The organism is Acinetobacter sp. V116_7, assembly GCF_056735735.1.
Window position 1 is genome coordinate 1,030,654 of record NZ_JBWZIF010000028.1, and the last position, 21,278, is coordinate 1,051,931.

General features: G+C 35.3%; 27 protein-coding genes and 1 tRNA gene. 10 read left to right on the forward strand and 18 right to left on the reverse strand.

From position 1 onward, the window contains the following. Positions 1–504: 504 nt before the first annotated feature. Positions 505–927 (reverse strand): hypothetical protein, encoded by a 423-nt coding sequence (locus tag AC1PJP_RS18835; protein ID WP_479768129.1) that lies wholly within the window; start codon positions 925–927, stop codon positions 505–507. A 90-nt stretch (positions 928–1,017) separates the two neighbouring features. Next, positions 1,018–1,143: a YHYH domain-containing protein gene (locus AC1PJP_RS18840; protein ID WP_094030692.1), complete on the reverse strand. Its 126-nt coding sequence runs from the start codon at positions 1,141–1,143 to the stop codon at positions 1,018–1,020. A 154-nt stretch (positions 1,144–1,297) separates the two neighbouring features. Here AC1PJP_RS18840 and AC1PJP_RS18845 point away from each other — a divergent pair, with 154 nt between their 5' ends. Beyond that, on the forward strand, positions 1,298–1,843 hold the full coding sequence (locus AC1PJP_RS18845) for an AAA family ATPase (RefSeq protein WP_479768131.1): 546 nt from the start codon (positions 1,298–1,300) through the stop codon (positions 1,841–1,843). A gap of 217 nt (positions 1,844–2,060) precedes the next feature. On the opposite strand, the gene AC1PJP_RS18850 is transcribed toward AC1PJP_RS18845, so the two are convergent. Together AC1PJP_RS18850 and AC1PJP_RS18855 are read right to left on the reverse strand one after the other, a co-directional pair. Continuing rightward, positions 2,061–2,399: a hypothetical protein gene (locus AC1PJP_RS18850; RefSeq protein WP_151768479.1), complete on the reverse strand. Its 339-nt coding sequence runs from the start codon at positions 2,397–2,399 to the stop codon at positions 2,061–2,063. A gap of 280 nt (positions 2,400–2,679) precedes the next feature. Continuing rightward, the gene (locus AC1PJP_RS18855; RefSeq protein WP_151823266.1) at positions 2,680–3,447 is read right to left on the reverse strand and encodes a class I SAM-dependent methyltransferase; all 768 of its coding nucleotides are present in this window, start codon (positions 3,445–3,447) and stop codon (positions 2,680–2,682) included. A gap of 197 nt (positions 3,448–3,644) precedes the next feature. Here AC1PJP_RS18855 and AC1PJP_RS18860 point away from each other — a divergent pair, with 197 nt between their 5' ends. The 3 genes from AC1PJP_RS18860 to AC1PJP_RS18870 all read left to right on the forward strand — a co-directional run bounded on the left by AC1PJP_RS18860 (position 3,645) and on the right by AC1PJP_RS18870 (position 5,332). After that, positions 3,645–4,319, forward strand: a complete 675-nt coding sequence (locus tag AC1PJP_RS18860) for an HAD family hydrolase (protein WP_479768133.1) — start codon at positions 3,645–3,647, stop codon at positions 4,317–4,319. 232 nt (positions 4,320–4,551) lie between these two features. Beyond that, positions 4,552–5,037 (forward strand): Lrp/AsnC family transcriptional regulator, encoded by a 486-nt coding sequence (locus tag AC1PJP_RS18865; protein ID WP_031945309.1) that lies wholly within the window; start codon positions 4,552–4,554, stop codon positions 5,035–5,037. 178 nt (positions 5,038–5,215) lie between these two features. Beyond that, a complete protein-coding gene (locus AC1PJP_RS18870) occupies positions 5,216–5,332 on the forward strand; it encodes a hypothetical protein (protein ID WP_004793556.1) in 117 nt (38 codons plus the stop codon). A 15-nt stretch (positions 5,333–5,347) separates the two neighbouring features. Here the strand turns inward: AC1PJP_RS18870 and AC1PJP_RS18875 are convergent, their stop codons facing one another. The 4 genes from AC1PJP_RS18875 to AC1PJP_RS18890 all read right to left on the reverse strand — a co-directional run bounded on the left by AC1PJP_RS18875 (position 5,348) and on the right by AC1PJP_RS18890 (position 8,429). Next, positions 5,348–6,157, reverse strand: a complete 810-nt coding sequence (locus tag AC1PJP_RS18875) for a pyrroline-5-carboxylate reductase family protein (RefSeq protein ID WP_479768139.1) — start codon at positions 6,155–6,157, stop codon at positions 5,348–5,350. A gap of 330 nt (positions 6,158–6,487) precedes the next feature. After that, on the reverse strand, positions 6,488–6,712 hold the full coding sequence (locus tag AC1PJP_RS18880) for a hypothetical protein (protein WP_479768141.1): 225 nt from the start codon (positions 6,710–6,712) through the stop codon (positions 6,488–6,490). 217 nt (positions 6,713–6,929) lie between these two features. Then, positions 6,930–7,145 (reverse strand): cold-shock protein, encoded by a 216-nt coding sequence (locus tag AC1PJP_RS18885; RefSeq protein ID WP_005303678.1) that lies wholly within the window; start codon positions 7,143–7,145, stop codon positions 6,930–6,932. A gap of 351 nt (positions 7,146–7,496) precedes the next feature. Next, entirely contained in the window at positions 7,497–8,429 is a 933-nt protein-coding gene (locus AC1PJP_RS18890) for an LpxL/LpxP family acyltransferase (protein WP_013198449.1), read from the reverse strand. Between the two features lie 238 nt (positions 8,430–8,667). On the opposite strand from AC1PJP_RS18890, the gene AC1PJP_RS18895 reads away from it, so the two are divergent. Then, positions 8,668–9,285 (forward strand): LysE family translocator, encoded by a 618-nt coding sequence (locus AC1PJP_RS18895; RefSeq protein ID WP_013198450.1) that lies wholly within the window; start codon positions 8,668–8,670, stop codon positions 9,283–9,285. A 97-nt stretch (positions 9,286–9,382) separates the two neighbouring features. Here the strand turns inward: AC1PJP_RS18895 and AC1PJP_RS18900 are convergent, their stop codons facing one another. The 3 genes from AC1PJP_RS18900 to AC1PJP_RS18910 all read right to left on the reverse strand — a co-directional run bounded on the left by AC1PJP_RS18900 (position 9,383) and on the right by AC1PJP_RS18910 (position 10,812). Continuing rightward, positions 9,383–9,928 carry a glycoside hydrolase family 108 protein gene (locus AC1PJP_RS18900; RefSeq protein ID WP_479768143.1) on the reverse strand — a complete coding sequence of 182 codons (546 nt, stop codon included), beginning with the start codon at positions 9,926–9,928 and terminating at the stop codon, positions 9,383–9,385. 29 nt (positions 9,929–9,957) lie between these two features. Next, positions 9,958–10,347, reverse strand: coding sequence for a hypothetical protein (locus AC1PJP_RS18905; protein WP_005303665.1), 390 nt, complete (start codon positions 10,345–10,347; stop codon positions 9,958–9,960). Positions 10,348–10,557: 210 nt separating this feature from the next. Next, positions 10,558–10,812, reverse strand: coding sequence for a hypothetical protein (locus AC1PJP_RS18910; protein WP_005303662.1), 255 nt, complete (start codon positions 10,810–10,812; stop codon positions 10,558–10,560). 669 nt (positions 10,813–11,481) lie between these two features. Here AC1PJP_RS18910 and AC1PJP_RS18915 point away from each other — a divergent pair. Continuing rightward, a complete protein-coding gene (locus AC1PJP_RS18915) occupies positions 11,482–12,153 on the forward strand; it encodes an XRE family transcriptional regulator (RefSeq protein ID WP_005303661.1) in 672 nt (223 codons plus the stop codon). 151 nt (positions 12,154–12,304) lie between these two features. Here the strand turns inward: AC1PJP_RS18915 and AC1PJP_RS18920 are convergent, their stop codons facing one another. Both AC1PJP_RS18920 and AC1PJP_RS18925 read right to left on the reverse strand, forming a co-directional pair. Continuing rightward, positions 12,305–12,538: a hypothetical protein gene (locus AC1PJP_RS18920; protein WP_004793577.1), complete on the reverse strand. Its 234-nt coding sequence runs from the start codon at positions 12,536–12,538 to the stop codon at positions 12,305–12,307. A gap of 174 nt (positions 12,539–12,712) precedes the next feature. Then, positions 12,713–12,789: transfer RNA gene (locus AC1PJP_RS18925), tRNA-Met, on the reverse strand. Positions 12,790–13,045: 256 nt separating this feature from the next. On the opposite strand from AC1PJP_RS18925, the gene xseA reads away from it, so the two are divergent. Beyond that, positions 13,046–14,311: an exodeoxyribonuclease VII large subunit gene (gene xseA, locus AC1PJP_RS18930; protein WP_479768146.1), complete on the forward strand. Its 1,266-nt coding sequence runs from the start codon at positions 13,046–13,048 to the stop codon at positions 14,309–14,311. Next, entirely contained in the window at positions 14,301–14,495 is a 195-nt protein-coding gene (gene xseB / locus AC1PJP_RS18935; protein WP_004793582.1) for an exodeoxyribonuclease VII small subunit, read from the forward strand. Before xseA ends, xseB begins: the two co-directional genes overlap by 11 nt. Before the next feature lie 199 nt (positions 14,496–14,694). On the opposite strand, the gene AC1PJP_RS18940 is transcribed toward xseB, so the two are convergent. Beyond that, positions 14,695–14,913 (reverse strand): hypothetical protein, encoded by a 219-nt coding sequence (locus tag AC1PJP_RS18940; protein ID WP_004793583.1) that lies wholly within the window; start codon positions 14,911–14,913, stop codon positions 14,695–14,697. 48 nt (positions 14,914–14,961) lie between these two features. Continuing rightward, positions 14,962–15,555 (reverse strand): LysE family translocator, encoded by a 594-nt coding sequence (locus AC1PJP_RS18945; RefSeq protein ID WP_479768147.1) that lies wholly within the window; start codon positions 15,553–15,555, stop codon positions 14,962–14,964. Positions 15,556–15,997: 442 nt separating this feature from the next. On the opposite strand from AC1PJP_RS18945, the gene AC1PJP_RS18950 reads away from it, so the two are divergent. Both AC1PJP_RS18950 and AC1PJP_RS18955 read left to right on the forward strand, forming a co-directional pair. Further along, positions 15,998–16,327: a hypothetical protein gene (locus tag AC1PJP_RS18950; RefSeq protein ID WP_004793585.1), complete on the forward strand. Its 330-nt coding sequence runs from the start codon at positions 15,998–16,000 to the stop codon at positions 16,325–16,327. A 472-nt stretch (positions 16,328–16,799) separates the two neighbouring features. Then, positions 16,800–17,156, forward strand: a complete 357-nt coding sequence (locus tag AC1PJP_RS18955) for a four-helix bundle copper-binding protein (RefSeq protein WP_005303648.1) — start codon at positions 16,800–16,802, stop codon at positions 17,154–17,156. A gap of 634 nt (positions 17,157–17,790) precedes the next feature. Here the strand turns inward: AC1PJP_RS18955 and AC1PJP_RS18960 are convergent. From AC1PJP_RS18960 to AC1PJP_RS18970, 3 genes are all read right to left on the reverse strand, one after another. Beyond that, on the reverse strand, positions 17,791–18,198 hold the full coding sequence (locus tag AC1PJP_RS18960; RefSeq protein ID WP_479768148.1) for a GFA family protein: 408 nt from the start codon (positions 18,196–18,198) through the stop codon (positions 17,791–17,793). Between the two features lie 30 nt (positions 18,199–18,228). Then, positions 18,229–18,630, reverse strand: coding sequence for a Cu(I)-responsive transcriptional regulator (gene cueR, locus AC1PJP_RS18965; protein ID WP_005070253.1), 402 nt, complete (start codon positions 18,628–18,630; stop codon positions 18,229–18,231). A gap of 75 nt (positions 18,631–18,705) precedes the next feature. Beyond that, positions 18,706–21,177 carry a heavy metal translocating P-type ATPase gene (locus tag AC1PJP_RS18970; protein ID WP_479768149.1) on the reverse strand — a complete coding sequence of 824 codons (2,472 nt, stop codon included), beginning with the start codon at positions 21,175–21,177 and terminating at the stop codon, positions 18,706–18,708. Between the last annotated feature and the right edge of the window lie 101 nt (positions 21,178–21,278).

Below are 21,278 nucleotides of genomic sequence, written 5' to 3' on the forward strand. Positions count from 1 at the left end.
TCGTAACGAGCTAAGGTTGTAGAAAACCTAGAGTCGGTTAAACCGTTTTATAGACTGTTCAAGAGGTATGGATAGAGAGAGTTTGGCAAAGACCAATAAATGAGAAGAAATAGTACGCATGAGCGGACTCCTTTGGGTAATAAAGAAGCTTCACCACATTACTGTCAAATAATGGTGGCGAAACGAGAGAAGGTTGACAGACTGATACCCAAAAGATCAGCACACCCGAAGGTGTCCCCCTCCCGTTCCGCCGCAGAGGGGGCACGCAGGGATGCCCACAAAAAAGAAAGACTTTTTCGTGTGCTTTGGGTATACGGCCTGTCAAAGCCGACTGGCGATGTAGGCCAGCAGGCAAAGCATAATCGGAGGGGTTTTAGGTGTCAATGTGATATTGGCTAGAAATAAAGCTTTAAAAACATGAGAAAAAAGATTTATTAATACCTTAGAGGATACTTTTATTTTTTTAGATTTAACAATGTAAGGTAAACTTAAAAATGCACTTCGTTATATTAATTCATTAAGACTTTGAATACCGAGTTTTACGCCATAGCTACCTTCACTATCGTTATCAAGCCAACCACCATTAATTAAAGCTGGCACAGTCTTATTTATCACTTTACCAGCTAATAGTTTGGCATCATCCCTACTTAAATAGCCAACTGTTAAACCATTAATTTCAATTTTAACTGCGTTCTTGTCATAAGCATTAAAAGGTTCAGAAACAACTCTAGCCATTACTTCTACATATTTTGAATTTTCTTGTTTAGGCCCAGCAATCTTTCTTAAATTTGCTTGATAAGATTGCTCCCCAACAATATCAACCAAATAGACTATTGATCTTTCACCACTGAGATTTTTCTTCTTATGCTTTTTACTTAATATTAAAAATAAAACCAATAGGCCCAATACTCCTAATACCATTTCCATTCTTTTTCCTCTTATTATTCATAAAAAATATAAAACTAAAGATATTAAAAAGAATAAACCAGAAGTCAGCTTACTCTTTCATACCCTTATTTAATGACAATGATGGTCACCAGTTTTACTATTGGTATGGCATCCTTTAGAATTTGTACCTCCAGAATGAGCATTAACCTGTGTCACTGCTAAACCGATTAGACAAATGAATAAAATTTTTTTCATGAGTTTATTTCCTTCAAGTTGGAATTATAATTGAGTTTTTATTGTACAAAAGAAAATTCTTAAGCTTTGATAAAACAGATGAGTAACTTATAAACTTTAGTCTAGTTTCGATTTATAACTAGTTTGTTGATATATCCCTTTAAAAAGATAAACCATGAAAATTTGTATTGTAGGCCCTTCTGGTGCTGGTAAAACAACTGTCGCCAAGAAATTAGCTAAAGAATTAAAGATACCTGCTCATGCATTTGATGAAGTCTATTGGGACTTAAGTGGAACTGAATTTGTAAAAAATTCCGAAGAAACTATCTCATTGGGTATTAAACAAATCACCTTACAAGATAGTTGGATTGTAGAGGGAGCTTACGATAAACGGTTACTTCCACTACTTCTTGAGTGCTCTTTAATTTTAAAGATGGAAGTACCTCTTTATTTAAGAACAACAAGGCTACTTCAACGTTACCTAAAGTCTGTAGTTACAGGTAAAAGCCCTAAAGAGACTCTAAAAAACACAATCGAATTGATTCAGTTTTCACATAGTTTTGATAAACGTTTAGAAAAATTTCTGAGTAGTAATAATCAACTCTCGAGAAAGGTTATTTCTTTTAATAATTTTTCAAAAGCTACAAATATTATTCAGACAATTTTTAAAAATAATTTATCCGCTTCGTTGAATCATAATGATAGAACGAGAAAGGGTTGACAGACTGACACACAAGAATCAGCACGCATTAAGCGTCCCTCTCTCATCCTGAAATGAAGAATAATAAGAGAGATTTCAAGTGTCAATGTGATATTCGGTGAATTCTTAAAGTTTATTATCTGGTTTAATTGGCAAATTATATAGGGTGATACACCGATAAAATGAATAATTAAATCCATTTTATCGGCTTGCTAGAAGAGGTCTTTAAAACCTTATTTTATTTTTTAATATAATTTGGAAACTCTTTTAAAACCGTACTACATAATTGGCCTTTCATATCTCCTCTCTTGCGTGCTTCAAATTGGTCCATACCTAATCTCATAACTTCTCTACCATATTTTTCACCTAGTTCATGTTTAGTACATTTGTCAGATTCATGAACTAATTCTTGTGAAGTATAGTGATAATTACAATCAAGTTGAGCACGGCTTAAAAAACCATGTAGCTGTACTGTTCTCTCGCAAGTTGTTCGCTGTATATAAGTTTTAGGCTCTTGTTCAGCATAAACTGATGTTGCTACCAATAAAGTGAAAACTGTTACTAAAATATTACGCATTATTTCCCCGATAAAGTTATTAAAAGTATTAGTGATAATGTTGCGAGCGTATTAAATAATAATTACTTATAAGTGTCTATTAATAATAAGGAAATTAGATAAATCCTCCTCCCTTTTGAATACTTAATCACCTTAAAAAAATTGTGTGATTAACTTTTATCAAATAAATGATATTAAATTTTTTTTAATCTTCTTTAATATAATCCAAGTTATTCAAGTAAAGAGTTTTAGTGATATTTCATTCCTTTCTTATCGACTAAAACCCTTACTCATTAGCACTTTAAAACCCTAACTTCTTAAAGACAAAATAACCCACATGGCTTTCGAAGCTACCGTCATTTTGAATTTTGAAATACTTCTTAACGAGGTCAGATGAACCTTCCTGCAAATAGCGTAAAGTTTTAACTTGATCTTCAGGAGTTTTCATACGCTTTACCCAACTATCAAAGTCTAATGAAAGCGTTTGCTTGTCTAAAGCTACTAAGTCAAAGCCTGCATCTTCGATAAAATAAACCCACTCTTTCACACTATAGTTTCTTACGTGACTCGGGTCTCGAATCGTTTCGATCGTCTGTAAAAACGTATCTAATATAGGTGAGCTAGAACTAATAATGTCTACAAAAATAACAATGCCATCTGGCTTAAGAACACGGTTTACTTCTTTCATGGCCGTCGGAACATGCTGCCAGTGATGAGCTGAATATCGGCTAATCACGACATCAAACTGCTGATCACTAAAAGGCATGTCTTCAGCAATGCCCTGCTGCACAAAGATGTTTTTTAATTTGCGCTGGCTAGCTGCCTTAGACACTGTGTCTAACATTTCATGAGATAAATCGTAGGCAAAGACTAGGTCAGCATGTGGAGCAACATTATAAGAGACATGACCACCACCACAGCCTAAATCTAGAACGACAGCCTTTTCATATTTCTGAATTTCATGAATAAATTTATTAAATTCAATTCCTTCAGAGTGAGCTTGGCTATTCAAATAGTCTAAAGATTTATTTTGATATTGTTTTTGGTTTATATCGTGCTGGGTGATCATAACCTTGCTTCCTACTTTGCAATGAAATCACCATAAAGGAAAATTTAGATAAAAAATAATGATTAGTTTTTCTTCAATTGATAAATAAAAGTTATTATTTAATTTATTTTAATACACAGTAAACACAAAATTTTAAAATCCTTAAATTCAATAGACAGCTATACTGGCTTTATCTAAAAATTCTACAAAAACAGAAAATGCTAAAAGCCATTTTATTTGATTTAGATCAGACTCTACTTGACAGAAATACGTCACTTAAAAAATTTGTTGAATGGCAAGTAAACTTTTTCCAATTGGTATCACAGAAGAATAAGCAAGACTTTATCACTCGCTTTATTGAATTAGATAATAATGGAAATGTTTGGAAAGACTTGGTTTATACCCAATTGCTTAACGAATTTAATATCAAAAATTTTAACGTCGAGACCTTGCTTAACTTCTATGTTAATGACTTTAACAAGTTTTCCTCTTCATTTGAAAGAGTTCCTGAAACAATTCAAAATCTTTATAACAAAGGATATAAATTAGGCTTAATTTCTAATGGGAAATCCCCTTTTCAAGAAAATAACTTTTATGCACTAGGTCTTAAGGAATTTTTTTCTACAATTATTGTTTCAGAAGCTATAGGCTTACGAAAACCCGATATACGAATATTTGAGCATGCATGTAAAGAGCTTGGCTTTATCCCTAATGAATGTATTTTTGTAGGTGATAATCCGAAGGCCGATATTGAAGGTGCTAACAAAGCTGGAATGAAAACGATCTTTTTCCATCCTGATCCTTCCATTGATTATCCTTTAGCAGATAAACAGATTCACCATTATGATCAGCTAGAAATAGCAATTAACAAATTAGAGAATTCTATTCTTTAACAATAGATTTAAGAACTCAGAAGAGATCCGCAAAGAGCACTGTTTAGTCACCCTTACTGAAACAGTGCTCTTTGCTCCATCACAACCCTTATCCAGAGAGTTCGATGCATAGAACTAGTGTATGTACCTTTAACTCAAAATGTTTCCTGTATTTTTTAATATTTTTAAATATTTGCAGCATAAAAATGAAGTATATTTAATTTTATCAGAAGATTCTTCTTTGGTTTATATTTTGAACAGAACAGAATACACACTAGATCGTATAGATCGGAAAATTTTATCTGCCTTACGCGGTAATGGCCGTCTAACCGTTGCTCAATTAGCAGAAGAAGTCGGTCTTTCATCTTCACCATGCTGGACACGACTAAAACGTCTGGAAACTTTAAAAATTATTGAAGGCTATACGGTAAACGTAAACCCAAAAGCGATTGGTATTCATGAAGTATTTTTTATAGAAATTACTTTAGAACGCCATGACGATGAAATGCTGGAAAATTTCAGCGAAGCATTAGCTGACATACCTGAAGTTGTAGAAGCGCATCTGGTTACAGGTGATTATGATTATTTGGTGAAAGTAGCAGTAAAAGATGCTGACCATTACGAACGGTTTTTACGAAAAAAACTCTATTCAATTAAGGGAATTCGACACACCCGTTCGACCTTTGCCCTACGCCCTCTTAAATCTGCCAATACCGCCGATTTAATGTTAATTGAATAAAAGGTATAAGGCCTATAGCGCATCGACTTAAACTATTGATTCAAAACTTCTTATTCAGTTAAGCGGCTTAAACCATAACAGATTTAGGCTCTGTTATATTTTTTTTAAAAAATTCTGTATCTATGATTACAGCCTCCTCATCTCCATAATAAAATTAATCTGAATTGGAGGCATCGCCATGAACATTTTGAAGAAAAAAAATAAGGCCAGTTTTGTATTCTTTATTATTACTCTCTACTCTTTTATTGGGTTTGGCTTAGGTTTCATTATTTGGGAATACTTTTTAAAGGCCTAATTTGCTAAAGAAGAGTTAACGAGCCTCAGAAATAATTTCTGAAGTAATTTCTTTGCTACGATGATATGCGGCCCTCATTGCTAAACGTATATCATCAGACACATTGCCTAATTCAAACATTTGTAAAGCAGATTCGGTAATCCCGTTGGCTAAAGTGACCTTTCCACATAACTCCGCTGGTGGAACATTACTTTTACGAATCATTTCGACTGCGCCAGTAGCTGCTTGAAGCGCAAGATCTAAGGCAAATTGTTTATCTAGGCCTAATGAAACACCCGTCTTAATCATGCTATCTAAAATATAGAAAAAGTAAGCTGGCCCTGAACCTGATAAAGCAATAATGGCATCAGTTTGTGTTTCAGACGGCGCCCAAAAAGTCTGGCCCGTTGCAGAATACAAGGTTTCAATTAAGTCTTTATCAAGCTGGTCCATTTGCTCTGAAGCAATAAGCACGTGAGTGCCCGTATGCGTAAGCACAGGTGGATTTGAAATCACACGAACGATTTTCTTTGAACCTGTAAAACTGGATAGATGCGCAATATCAATCCCTGCCATCATAGAAACAATAATCTTATTTGCTAACCATTTTTTAAACGGCGCAACTGTCTCTTTTAATTGTTTTGGATCGAGTAACAACACAACAATGTCAGCTTTTTTTAAACCATTTTCTTTTTGCTTTAATGCCTGTGTATCATTAATTTTTTTCTCTTCAATCAAATGTATTTTTTCTTTTTGAAATCCTTTTAAAACTAACCCTCCTATTAATGCTAAAGCTAAATTACTACTACCGATAAAGCAAATATTAGGATGTACTGCATTTAACATTTAAAATGTTTTCCTTTCTTAAGAGAGGCTTATAACAATGAATATTATCTATAGTTTAATTATGAATATTGAATTAATAATGACCGTCTGAATAAAGAACCCACTTTAATAAAATATATTATAAAGTGGGCGTTGTTTTATTTGCGCAATAAATAAAACTACTTTAACTTAAGCCTAATGTAGTAGTTTGAATAGTAAATACCACATATAAATTGTTTAAAGTATGTAAGTATTAGCATGATATTGTAAACAATCTACACTTAGAATTAAGTGAATATAAAAGTAATTTAATTAAGCTTATAAAAGAAAGTCCTTATATAGTTAAGTTATTTAAATACTTTCTTTTTTCTTCTTTAAAATACTCTCTGCTTTTCTTATTGCTTGACTTAAATCAACCTCTTCACACACCCAGAAGCTAAAAATTTGTCCAAACAAGTGGAAGTGTTGCCTAATATATTTAGAACTATTGTCTGAATAATGCTCTTCAACCTTAAAGAAATCATTATTGTTTTCTATTTTCTGACCGTCAAAAATACCACCAATACAAATATCCATTTTAATACCATACACCTAATTCGTTATATTTTAACATAAAAATTTAGAAGCACTTTGATAAGAGTATTTTTATACTTCTTTTTTTTAAATATAAGTTGAATTAAAACTTATAAAAAACCCACAAGACTAAAGTGGGCTTTTTTAAACTCTAATAAAATGCTTTAGACTTAAATATATTTTATTTAAATAATATATTTAAATCAATTAAACGCTTTATTTATGAGTTTTGAAGAATCACAATATTTGAAGCTTGAGGGCCTTTTTTACCTTGTACTACGGTAAACTCAACACGTTGACCTTCTAATAGAACTTTAAAACCTTGTGTTTGAATATCAGTAAAATGAGCAAAAATATCTTTACCTTCATCAGTCACAATAAAACCAAAACCTTTAGTTTCATTGAACCATTTTACTGTACCAGTACTAGTAGACATATGTTATATCCTAAATCTTAAAATATTATAACTTATTATTGGGAAACCAATTTAACTAAAAAATAGATGTCAAAAATTAAATATCTGAAGAAACCCAAGGATTATAAATATAAAACTGCGAAAATAGAAATTTATTATGACAAGAATATTTTGTTAGTTATGCTCGATAATACACGCTTCATAAGCATTTGCAATCGATATTCAAAATAATTAAAGCAAGAAAAATTCTACCCACTCCTCGATTCACCTTTCACATTGATTTAATTAAGATTCCTTTCAATTAAAAGTCAAATTTTGTTTCATTTTAATCGAAAGAAGTCCCATATCAGTGCTATTTCCCTCTAAAAACCATCAATAAAATTTCTTTTCACCAGCAGGGCGCGTCTTAAAGCGTCGATGGAACCACATGTATTGCGTAGGGGCAATACGAATTTGATTCTCAATAATCTTGTTGACTCTTTCAGCATCACTCACTTCACATCCACTCGGAAAATTTTCTAATTTAGGTTCCACGAGAACATGATATTGAGGGTTTCTAATATCGCCACTTCTATAAAAGTATAAAGGTACTGCTGCTGCTTTTGAGATATCCATCAATCTACGGTGAGCGGTCACGGTAGCCGCCTGTATTCCGAAAAATGAGGCCATTACACCTTGTTTTAAGCCAAAGTCCTGATCTGGGCTATACCATATAGCATGACCATGTTTAAGGTTTTGGATAAGTCCACGCATGTTGTCTCGAGCAATCTGGTTTTTATAGACTCTTGCGCGGCTGCGATGAATTAGAAAATCTAAAAAGGGATTATTTTGAGGTCTGTAAACCACGTCCATGTTAAAAAATAAGGTACAAGCTGCTCCACCAGCGTCTAAAAGCGTACTATGGGTGCCTAATAGTAGTACGCCATTTTCCTGATTATTGGTTAAATTCTCTAATCCATCTATGTGAACACGGCTTTTAAACCAGTTTGGACTGTACCAAGCATTTAAGGCTTCAAATACACCCGTGAGAGTATCTACAAAAACCTGTTTGGCTTTCACCTCAATTTGCATAGGTGTTTTTTCAGGAAAGCAGGCTTCTAAATTACGTAATGTTGTTTTTCTTCTTGAACCTAAAGATTTCCATGCTATTTTTGATAAAAGATCGGCAAGACGCCATTGAATTGCCCAAGGTAACATCGCAAAACACATCAGAATAAATGCTAAAAACCATATACCCCAATATTTAAACGATAAAAAGGAAAATCGAAATTCGCCAGATTTAAACTGCCGTTCTTTTTTCGTCATGCTGTATATTTCTTGAGGTATAGGTTTAGCATACTAACACCCCCTGCTTTTAGGGTTGTATGTTTATGTTGCTTTGAGTAATAAGCTTTTTATTACCCTATCTATTTATCAAAATGCATATTTTAAACATTTAATCTATTTAAGGCTTAAATATACATAACTGTCTGTATACATAACTTATTTTCTCATTTAAAGTAATCGCATAATCTTGTCTCATTGATAAATAGGATATATCAGCGTGAGCGGTCTTTTAGTCTTTATAACAATTGCATTTCTTACTCTCCTAAGCCCCGGACCTGGCGTTTTATTTACTGTCACAAATTCAATCAATTATGGTGTTAAAACTGCTTTATTCGGTATTAGCGGCTTAATCATTGGTATGTTTGTAATTGCTGTAATTTCCGCTAGTGGTGTAGGTCTTATTATTACCAGCAACCCAACTATTTTTACGGTTTTAAAATTTATTGGTGCATTTTATTTAATGTATCTTGGATATAAAAATTTCAGCAAAAAAACGCCATCGCAAGATTTAATCACTGATCAACAAAGCGATAAAAATGTAAGTAAATCGAGACTCTTTTATCAAGGCCTACTTGCATCTTTGCTTAACCCTAAAACAATCGTATTTTTTATTGCTCTATTCCCTCAATTTATTGATATCAAGAAAGAAATTTTAACTCAGTTTTTAGTTCTATCTTTAACCTTTTGTTTTATTGGCTTCTTAATTCATTTGGTCTATGCAAATTTCTCTTCAATTTTTAAAGAAAAGATGTTGGCTGGAAATAATTTTTCTATACTCAATAAAATTAGCGGTGCTATTTTCTTTCTTCTTGCCGTTTTACTCATTGCACAATAAATCATTACTCGACATATGATTATTTGAAAAGCCTCAACTCATGGTTAGGCTTTTCAAGTCTTTTGTCTATCAACATATTTTTATCTAACTACAATTTTTACAACACTACCCTGTTTAAGATCCATCCATAAAAGAAGTCTTCGTAATTTGGGTTCTTCTCTGTAATTTCGATATAGTGCTGCCCTTGCATAATATTTAAAACGCGTAGTAAGACCGTTTCTCCGTCTTTATTACGCCTGTTCAAATATGTACTCAGTGCTTGAATAGTGCGAGGTCCATATTGACCATCTAAGGTAAGATTTGGCCAGCTCTCCTCACCCTGCTTATTTAGCAGATTTAGAGCACGTTGTAATAAAGGTTTAGCAAAGTTGACTCCACAATTTATAGCCGTATTAAGTAACTCTTCTGCAATAGCAGGGCTAATTTTATTGATCTGGTCAAATTGGGGTTCAAACCAATATTGTTGTTTATAAATAGACTTGGCCACAGCTAAAGGTAAATCTCTCATATCACCTTGATATCCGTTTGATCGAGCGACTGCCTCGGTAATGCCAAATTTGGTGGCATGCCCATGGTCTGATGGATGATTAATATATCCACCTTCTCTGTCTATGATTGCTTCTAAGTATTGGTCAATATTCATTTTATTTTACCTATATCATTGAAACTGTTTTAGCTATTTTGCAGATCATCTTTCGCTTTTTTTAAGTCTTTGATGACTTCCACAATCGTTTTCCCTTCTTGTTTATTGATGAAGTTAAATATCCATCTCACAATCGCCCAGCCTGGCAAACCGCAAATAAAGAAGAATCCACATAGTGTGATCATTCCCCAAATATCCGATACCCATTCATGTAGATTCCATTTCATGATAATAAATGAGCCACCTGTTAAGCTTGAAACGACTGTGCATATCAGCCCAACAATCCATTCTTGTGGTGAGCGAGGGAAACGCATCATCAACACGACTGCCACAACTAAGCTGACTGCTAAAGCCACCATAATTGCGATGCTATAAAAATCTAAAAATGTGGCTAAACCACCTGTTGGAACTGTTTTCATCATCTTGTCCTGCTTTAAAGGGTAAAACTTGAAAACTCACCACGCTTACTCGCTTGTTGTTTTTCAGGTTTCATCAATACCCTTAGTTTTCTTTATTACAGTCAATAAAAAACACTAACGCTTTTTTAACCGCGCTAAATTGCAAGACGAACTGATCCTTGACCCCATATTTCAGGGGTCCAAGAAAGAATGTTTGTATGCTAAAGCCTGTTAGTGTGCACTATTTAAGGCTTGTTCAATCAACTCAATCACGGTGATTGCACCTATCGCTTTTTGCATTGAGACTTGATCATCGAATTCGAATGCATCATCTTCAAGCTCACTTGCAATTAGCTTTGCCTCTTCAAGCGCCCTTTTTATTTTTTGTACCTTGTATTTGTTTACGTCTTTTGCAATTGTCGGGACATATCCTCCACGTTTTGCATTTTTAAGTTGTTTAGCTCTGTTCTGCATTGCTGTAGTCATTCACTATCTCCAACTCACACGTTTAATAAGGCATCTTTATCGTTTGTTATTCTTGAAGTTTTGATCCATTCTTTGAGCAATATAGCGAAGCTATGACTACAAATGTGTGTTCAAAACGTTTCATCTGGTACAACAAACCTAAAGAACTAAACGGTATGCATTTAAAGCATTCATTTAAAAGTAGATATTCCTTTTTCTAAAATTGTAAAAAAGTATGAAAGCGCTTACATTTACGCCTTTTTCGAACTTTAATTTTTTGACCAAAAAGTTCAAATAAGACTTTGCCGTATATCGGAAACTTTTGTTACGACTCACAATCTTTGCTAAATTCTTCATGTTCTTGATACCCTTTATCGACGAACATTAAGCCTGATCCACGGAATCGGGCTTTTTTTTATTCCATTTTTTGTTTTGATAGCCTATCTGTAAATAATAATTGAGCTATCTCCCTTCTATTTTGCCTCCTGTAGAAACAAAATAAATTTAGCTTTCATCTCAACATGCTGATAATTCAATAAATAGTGGTTCAAATACGATTTAAACTTAATCTATTCATCTGAAGATATAACTGATATTATAACTATAGTTATTATTAGTCAATAACTATAGTTGTTTTACTCGATATAACTTTAGTTATATATTTGTTATAAGTTTGCTGGTGTAACCGTTATGGCTCTTAAAGACCGTTTAAAAGATTCTAGAATTAAAGCCAAAAAAACTCAGGCTGAAGTCGCTGAGGCTGTAAAAATGTCTCAGCCGGCCTATCAGGCTTTAGAGTCTGGGAAAAATTTAAAATCTGCGTTTCTTCCACTTATTGCCCAGTTTTTGGGTGTAGATGGTTATTGGTTAACGACTGGAAATACAGAAGATGCTTTTAGAGAAAGTGATGTATTTAGCCCTACTGTTGTGAGTGCTGAATCCACCGATCAATATGCATGGATTGAAGTAGTAGAAGCTAGTTTTTCGTGTGGTACTGGTGAGTCTATTGAGTTTCACTTCGATGCAATTAATGGAAAAATTCCTTTCCCTGCTTCATTCTTTAAAGAAAAACGGGTTGCTCAAGAGTGCATGCGTATTATCAAAGCTAAAGGCGATAGTATGACAGACTACATTAAAGATGGAGATCTGGTTGGTATTGATATCTCCCAAACTGAAGTAATTGATGGCGAGATTTATGCGGTTTACTTTGCAGGCGAAGGAATGATTAAGCAAATTTTTAAAGAAGCTGATGGGTCTTTAATTTTGCATAGTTTGAATGAAAAATTTAGAGACCGCCGTGTAACCGAAGAAAATGGAAAGAACTTTAAGGTCATGGGGCGTCAATTCTGGCGAGCGGGTTAAGGTCGTTATAAATATAATTAAAATAATAATTCTATCAATTTAATACGTTTTTGCTTTTTATAATTTTAATTATTTTATATCCATATAGATATAAAAAAACCTATCTCTTTTAAAGGAGATAGGTTTTTTAGCTTTAGCGCCAAGCATTTTATCAACAATACGTTGTTAAACGATAAAGCTGATTAAATCCAGCATAAAAGCTTTTACCATCTTGGTTTAATTCGATTTCTTCACCAGATTGAAGTTGAATTTTCTTACCAACTTCGACCCAACGATAACCATCTTGAGAGTTTTGCTTACGCACATGAGGAACGATCCTCACATTGATCTCATTGCCATTTACGGATGTGGCAATTTGCCACTCATTTACTATATTCACAATCATTCACTCATCACTGAGCTCATGTGATTTAACGGTATTTAATTAGAACGCTAGATTTAAGGTATGGACAGTCAGTCTAGAATTTAATATTTAGCTTTATATTGGGTTATTTATAAGCTAATTGCTTTTCATAATTTTCGCATTATGAAAAGTGGTACATCACAGAGCATAATATTTTGGTTGCGGGGGCCGGATTTGAACCAACGACCTTCGGGTTATGAGCCCGACGAGCTACCAGACTGCTCCACCCCGCAATTGGAAGTAAGCTTTATACGCTCATATATTTCATAAAGCAAACTTTATTTTTTAATCGGTTGTAATTATTAAGAATTATCTTTTTATTAATTTTTCATTTTAACCGTTTGGTCTAAATAACCCTATCAATTTCCAATTTTTAATTCTTTAAATTGTTGTATTTATTTTAAATAGAACCCGATATTCATAGACAGCAATTGCCTTGGTTGGTTGGCTTTTATACTATCTAGATTGGTCCTTTAATCTTTAGTTCGTATGTCTGAACCTCAGTTTTCCCTTAGTGAATATCTCGGCACAGTTCAGGAAGTCATACGTTTGGCTTTTGATGAGCCAGTCTGGGTAAAAGCGGAGATTCGAAATTTAAATATTAAAGGCGGCCATTACTATTTAGAGCTTGCAGAAAAAGATGCAGAGACTGATAAAGTCATTGCCAGTTGTAAAGCTACGATCTGGAAGTTTTCAGCCAGTAAAATTGTTTTAAAGTTTGAACGTGAAACTGGCATTGAGATTTCAAGCGACTTAAATGTGCTCATCAAAATTAGAGCGCGTTTTGATCCTCAATATGGATTTTCGGTCAATATTGAAGAGATTGATTCAAGCTTTACCTTAGGTGAAATTGCTAAACGTTATCAACAAATTATTGAACGCCTCACGCAAGAAGGGTTAATTAACAAGAACAAACTCCTGCCTATTCCTTTTGACATTCAAAATGTTTTAGTCATTGCTCCTCAAAATGCTGCGGGCCTAGGTGACTTTAAAAAAGATGCCGATGCTCTAGAGAGAAATAACGTTTGCCATTTTGTGTATCACACCGCTACTTTTCAAGGGAACACCGCTGCAACTAGTTTGATTGAGTCTTTAGGTTCGGGTTTAAGACAATGGGCCAGCACATTTAAATTTCCACCAGACCTTATTGTAATTATTCGCGGTGGCGGATCTGTGAATGATCTGGCTTATTTAAATGATTATGAACTTGCAGCCCTGCTCTGCAAACGCACTGTACCAATTTGGGTCGGTATTGGTCATGAAAAAGACCGTACTATTCTTGATGAAATTGCCCATCGTTCATTCGACACGCCAAGTAAAGTGATTGCTGGCATCCGTAACCATATTGTTGAACGCGTACAAGAAGCCGTCGATAGTCTGCAAACCATTAAGCTTCTTTCGCAGCATCAAATCACGACTTATCAAAGCAAGAATGATCAGCTACTTCATCAGATTAAATCTTCGGCGCAAGGTCAACTTAACTCGGCACATCGCCTGCTCGACCAAATGAAAGAGCGTATTCAGTTTAGTTCACAGCAACAGGTTAAATTTTCATTAACTCAAATCGAATCATTAATGAAAGAAGTCCTTTTACAAAATCCGAAACAAGTTCAAGCCAAAGGCTATGCAATTGTTAGATCCGAAGGAAAAGCGATTCGGTCTATACATCAAATTTCAAACCCTGCCATTGCGATTGAAATGCAAGATGGTGTGATTGAAGCCAACATTACACAGGTAATTCCAAATGAACAATGAAGAGTTAACGTTTAAAGACGGCCATGACATTTTGAAAAAAAATGCAGAACTACTTGAGTCTCAAGAAAGCCCAGATATTGATAATTTAATGAAGATTGTTGAAGAGTCGATTACTGCTTATAAAGCATGTAAATCCCGTATAGAAGCCGTTCAACAAGCTTTAGATGAAACATTTAAAGAATAATTTGCAATAAAAAAAGCCCATTCCTACTTCTCATTGAAGGAATGGGCTTAGTGAAAACCACTTAGTCCTGAAATGCAAAAAATGTGGATTAGGTCACATTTTTGCAAAAGCATAGTCCCACAAGTATTGGGTATCTTCAATATTTTAATTGTGTCTATTACGTAGTTTGGCTTTATTTTCAGCACTTCTTAGCTAAAAGCTATTCCTCGCTGAATGCTCCAATCAATTGATAAATTTTACCGTCTTTAGGGTTTTCATAAAGCAAGTCCATGTTCGGCAAAATAATATCGTCATCAATTTCAATATGTTCAACGCTTTTGTGAAGTTCAAGGGCGTGGTCATTCATAGGTCGAACTTTTGCCAAAGCAATCGTTTCTTGGTTAAACTGGTCCTTAATAATTACTTTTAATCTTTTCATAAAAATCTCCTGAAAATTAAATTTTTTAATATAAATAACGAGTTAAGTTTAAAATGAGCTAATCGCTGAATAGCCGATTGGCATAGCAAAAAAAGTTAAAATAAATGCAGCCGTACGTTGTAAATTACATTGGTTTAACCAAGTTACTTTGTTTGAAATTAATACGGTTCCAAAAGCAATCCATAAAAAAGCAATGGGTGTAATTAAAGATAAAAAAACAGCAATATGAATAAAATATACGTGAAACACTTCCCATGCTGCATGTGGAAAAATAGCAGAAGCAAAGAGTAAAGCTTTAGGATTTAAAAGTGTCGCGACAAATAAAGCCTTAGGCGTAATCAATGGATTGTCTAATTTGATGTCGTTTGTCGATGTTGTCCAAAGTTTAAATGCAAGGTAGAGAATAAAAGTTGCACTTATTAACTTTAATACAGGTGGAAGCCACGGAATAAAATGTGAAACGGACTCAAGTAAAATACCCCATGAAGTAATTGCAATGAGATAACCCATCACTTCAGCAGGAATAAGTTTAAGAGACTGCTTCACTCCTGCCTGTATTCCAGCAGAGGCTAACAATGTATTTGTTGGGCCTGGAGTCAACAAAATGGTGACCACAAGTCCAATGAACATAAATGACACCATAGGCAACGAACTCTTTAATTATGCTAGGCGAAATATGTCAAAAAGGTGCATCTATTGTCGACAAAATGGTTGTAACAAGAAATATTAAAACTTAATTATTTATTTTTAAAACAAATAATTAACTAAAACTGACCTTAAATTCACTTACGATTTCATCAATTTTAAATATGCAAAACCGATCACACAAATACGGAATAGTGGGCTATTCTTTTTGCCTACAAGGAATGAACTTGAAAATTTATTACTCAAAAAAATAAGCTTTTTTTTAATATTTTTGAGCGTATATAACTCAGTAAATAACTGCTTTCCGCCTCACTTGAAATTTGAAAATTGAGCAATATACAAACAACTAGAAATCGTGATTTTACTGAATATGATGTCTCACTCCCCATCAATTCATTGATTGTCGCTTTCATCAAATAAATCAAATGATGGAGGATGCATGATGAATGCTTATGTTCGCCCTCATCCCGATGGTTTTAAATCTTATTTAGGTAAAAATCAGAAAACCGGACTCTATGCTGTGCGGCTTGGTTGGACGGTTTATGAAACAAATGGCAATGGCTCTGTTCTATACATTGTCAAGAATGAAGATAAGATTCCATTAGATGTAGATAAGTTTAAAACTGACCGACCCAAAATTTATGCTGCTCTTCTTAATGAAGTTCAGTTTCAACGCAAGAAACAACTGGCGATTGATCTCCAGCAATCAAATATCCCTTCTTATGACCGTAAAGCCTACAAAAAACGTCGTGGTTTTATAGACTCTTAAACCTATCTATTTATAGTACACATATAGAAAAAGCACCCTCGGGTGCTTTTTCTTTTAACGACCAGTTGTAATTAATACAAACATGCTCAGTATTAATGTGCTTAATGATCGTTTGCAATGGATGTGGACTTCATGCTCAGCTCCGTGAGCGTATTGATTAACGTTTTCCATTTCGTGTCCTTCAAAGTTCACATTCCTAATTTGCCTAATATTCACACAATAAGAAATTAACCAAAAGTATTATATGCAATTAAATTTAACACAATCCTTAAATTTAAATCTCCTATCAATTTCAAAAAATAAGAGCATTTAAGCTAAAAGTTGGATGTAACATTCTACTACGAGGTTAATTATGTATTAACGATTTGTAGCCCTTTCATCTCAAACAGCCATGCCTTAAAAATCATCTTCTAAAATAGAAAATATAACGATATTCCATTTTTTAATAATAGTCTTCGATAGGAGAACTCTTATGGAAATTCAACAAGAAACAAACTCAGCTTTATTTTGTGACACCTCTACCTCAGTTCAAGCCTGTATTGAATGTATGATCGCCTGTAAAACTTGTGCAGCTGCATGTTTGCAAGAGGAACATGTCCATATGATGCGAGAGTGTATTAAGCATTGCATGACATGTGTAGAAACCTGCCAACTGTGTACATCTTTAGAGTTAAGAAATTCTGAACTTGCTGAACAAGCCATGCAATTGTGCGCCAACGCCTGTCAACTCTGTGCAGCAGAATGCAGTAAACATGAACATGAGCACTGTCAGATCTGTGCTAAAGCATGTTTGGCTTGTGCTCAAGCGTGTTTGGCCTATCGCGCCTAAATTTTTAAACATGTAAAGCCTACGCAATCTTTAGATCGTAGGCTTATTAAAATCTAATAAATAACAGAAAATTATATGTTTTTTATTTAAGTCGAGTTAATCGTCACTTTTCTATAGGCATAAAAAAAACCCGCATCTTGGGGAAGAATGCAGGCTCTTAGATCTCCCACAACGACCATGAGTCCATTATTAAACTTGAACTTTAAACCGTTAAGTAAATGTACCTATAAATAAATTAAATTGCAATACAGAATAGTCTGTATGTTTAAAAAATTTTATTATTTCTACATCTTTTTATTTGCTTAAGAACGAATGGTAAAAAAAGACGTCATAAAAAAACTTTATTTATAGTCTGATCATCCACTAAATAGCTTTTTACAGGCATTAAAAAAGCCCGTTTCACGGGCTTTTCTGCAACGGTGAGCAATCTAAGATTTGTGTCTATCCATCTCTTACATGCTCTTTGCTAGCTATATGTAAGGTCCTATCGTATCTTTTGCCCTGTCCCAAGTTTCCCTGTGGATCGAGGAGATATTACGATTACCTTAGATACAGTTATAGCACATTATTTATCCATGGCTAGTCTTGTTCACGTTTTTTTACAAATGAATAAAATACGATCTAACCTTAATATTTAAGGGTTTTCTACCCCATTTTGATATTGGCGAGCATTATCGCAAATTGGATACCATTTCACTTTTGAAGACACAAAAGCATGAGAAATGATAGATGTCGATATTTCTTCATTAATGAGTCCCACCCTCAAACGCACCACTTCAGACTTATCTAAACGTTCACTCCAGATCGGTGAACCGCAAGTTTTACAGAACACTCTCTTTTTATTAGGCGATGCAAAATAAGCCTGTAAAAGATTTTCACCCTGCACAATATTTAAATCATTTTTTTGTACTTGAGTAATGGCAGCGAAAGCAGCACCTTGGGCTTTTTGGCACTGCGTGCAATGACAAACCATGATGGGTTCTAATTCGGCATTAATACGCAGTTGAATCCCATTACAAAGACAAGAAGCTGTATAAGCCATGATTTTTCCTTTTTTTTATTTTAATGAAACTTAGCTTACACCTACACCTTTTTCAATGTGATCTAAGATCGCACAAGAAGCTTGCTGGTTACCGCAGCAATCATCGGCTGAAGCCTGCAAAATATTGACCATTTCTTGGAGATGGGCAATTTTCTGTTTTAATTCGGCAATGTGTTTTACGGTTAAGGCTTTCACCTCTGCACTATGACGATCTGTATTTTTCCAAAGCGAAATAAGCTCTTTCATCTGTTCAGATGAAAAACCTAACTCACGAGCATGCTTTAAGAAATTTAAAGTTTTAAGGTCTGTTTCTGAATAAATGCGATAGCCAGAAGCAGAACGCTGAGCTGCTTCAAGTAGACCGATTTCTTCATAGTAGCGAATCATTTTCGCCGAAATGCCTGAATGTTTGGATGCCTGACCGATATTCATCTCACACCTCAAATATTAAATTTGGTTTAAGACCTGCTGTCATGATCTTAAACCAAAAGTTGATTTTCAGCACCCTTACTGTACGGGCGCATGAAAACGTTTTAAGCGTAATGCATTGCCTAAAACAAAAACCGAAGAAAGTGCCATCGCGCCTGCTGCAAACATCGGTGAAAGTAACACACCAAATGCTGGATAAAGCGCACCTGCTGCAATTGGAATAAGTGCAACGTTATATACAAATGCCCAAAACAGGTTTTGACGTATGTTTCGCATGGTTGCTTTACTTAATGCAATTGCGTTCGGTACGCCTTTTAAACTACCTGACATCAACACAACATCGGCAGCTTCAATAGCAACATCTGTTCCTGTACCAATGGCTAAGCCAACATCTGCTTGCGCTAAGGCTGGTGCATCGTTAATGCCATCACCTACAAAGGCCAAACGACCATATTGTTTTTGCAGCTGGCGAACTGTGTCTACTTTGCCTTCGGGTAAAACCTCTGCCACAACTTCATCAATATTCAGCTTTTTAGCAATCGCTTGCGCCGTATGACGGTTGTCTCCAGTAATCATTGCAACCTTTAACCCAAGCTGATGCAAGGCCTCAATCGCAGCATAGGTTGTTTCTTTAATTGGATCTGCCACGGCAATAATTGCAGCAAGTTTCTGATCAATAGCAACGTATAGCGGTGTTTTACCTTCTTCACCTAATTGAGCAGCAATCGCTTGGAATGAGTTGGTGTCTAAACCAAGTTGATGCATATAACGGTCTGCGCCAATTTGTACTTTTTGACCTGATACTTCAGCCTCAATACCTGAACCTGTAATCGAGTTAAATGCTGTCACAGGTAATAAAGTTAGACCCTCAGTCTCTGCTGCTTGAACAATCGCAAGAGCAATTGGATGTTCAGACTTGGCTTCGACCGAAGCAACTAAAGTTAGTACTTGTTCACGCTCGAAACCTGATTGCACATTAAAGTCTGTCAGTGTCGGTTTACCCTCGGTAAGTGTGCCCGTTTTATCAACGGCAACGACCTGTGCTTCTTGTAAAAGCTGCAAAGCTTCACCTTTACGGAACAAGACACCTAACTCAGCACCACGTCCAGTACCGACCATAATAGAAGTTGGTGTTGCAAGTCCCATCGCACATGGACATGCAATAATCAGTACCGCAACAGCATTCACTAAACCAAAAGTCAGCGCAGGCTCTGGCCCAAAAATAAACCAGACCAAGAAAGTAATTGCAGCAATTAGCATGACAGCCGGTACAAACCACATGGTGACTTTATCAACTAAACCCTGAATCGGAAGTTTAGAACCTTGAGCTTGTTCAACCATGCGAATAATTTGTGAAAGTACAGATGAGCTCCCCACTGCGGTTGCCCGAATGTTTAGAGTACCGTTCTGGTTGACTGTACCACCGACCACCTGATGTCCTACTATTTTTTCAACAGGAACAGGTTCACCCGTAATCATAGATTCATCAATGTAGCTATGCCCTTCAATCACTTCACCATCGACAGGTACACGTTCACCCGGACGAATTTCTACAATAGTTCCACTGACCACGTCAGCAACAGCAACTTCCACCACTTGACCGTCACGCTGAATACGAGCAGTTTTTGGCTGCATTCCAACTAAATGTTGAATAGCTTGCGAGGTTCGTCCTTTAGCTTTTGCTTCAAAATATCGTCCGAGCAAAATTAAACTGACAATAACGGCAGCCGCTTCAAAGTAAACATTGACCGTGCCTTCGGGTAAAACCTGTGGCATAAAGGTTGCCACAACTGAAAAGCTATAGGCAGCTAAGGTGCCAACAGCAACCAGCGAGTTCATATCTGGCGCTAAACGCAATAAGGCTGGAATACCTTTTTGGTAAAAACGGCGACCAGGAAAAACGAGTACTAATGTGGTCAAAACAAACTGTAAAAGCCAGCTATTGTATTGCCCAATGGTGTGCATGACCCACATGTGAAAAGCTGGAATGAGATGTGAACCCATTTCCAAAATAAACACAGGTAAAGCCAACACAATCGAAATGATTAAATCTTTTTTAAGCTGATCTAACTCTGACGCTTTTTTGTCGAGTTGCTCATCTTGATTTTTTTCAGATGCTTTCGCGTCGTAACCTGCTTTTTTAACAGCGCGAATTAAGTCTTCAACATTGACTGATGCATCTGCTTGTACCCAAGCCTGCTCTGTTGCTAAGTTGACCGTAGCTTCTTGAACGCCATCTACTTTTTTAAGGGCTTTTTCAACACGTGCAACACAAGATGCACAGGTCATGCCCTCAATAGACAACTCCACTGGCGCAGCTTTTGGAACATCATAACCCGCTCGTTCAACTGCTTTAACCAGTGCTTCGCGCTGAATCGGTTGATTTGAATAAACAACGGCTTTTTCTGTTGCCAAATTAACGTTGGCAATCTCTACATTTTCAACTTTCTTAAGTGCTTTTTCGACACGACCTACACACGAGGCACAGGTCATGCCTTCAATTGGAAGTGTTTCACTATATGCTGGCAATTTTGTGTTTTTTGAGTCCATCAAACACCTCTGCAAATTTGCAAAATTTAATATTCTGTATTGAGCATACAGATTCCCATCATGGGAAGGTCAAGCATATTTTTTTAAAAATTTGATCTTGA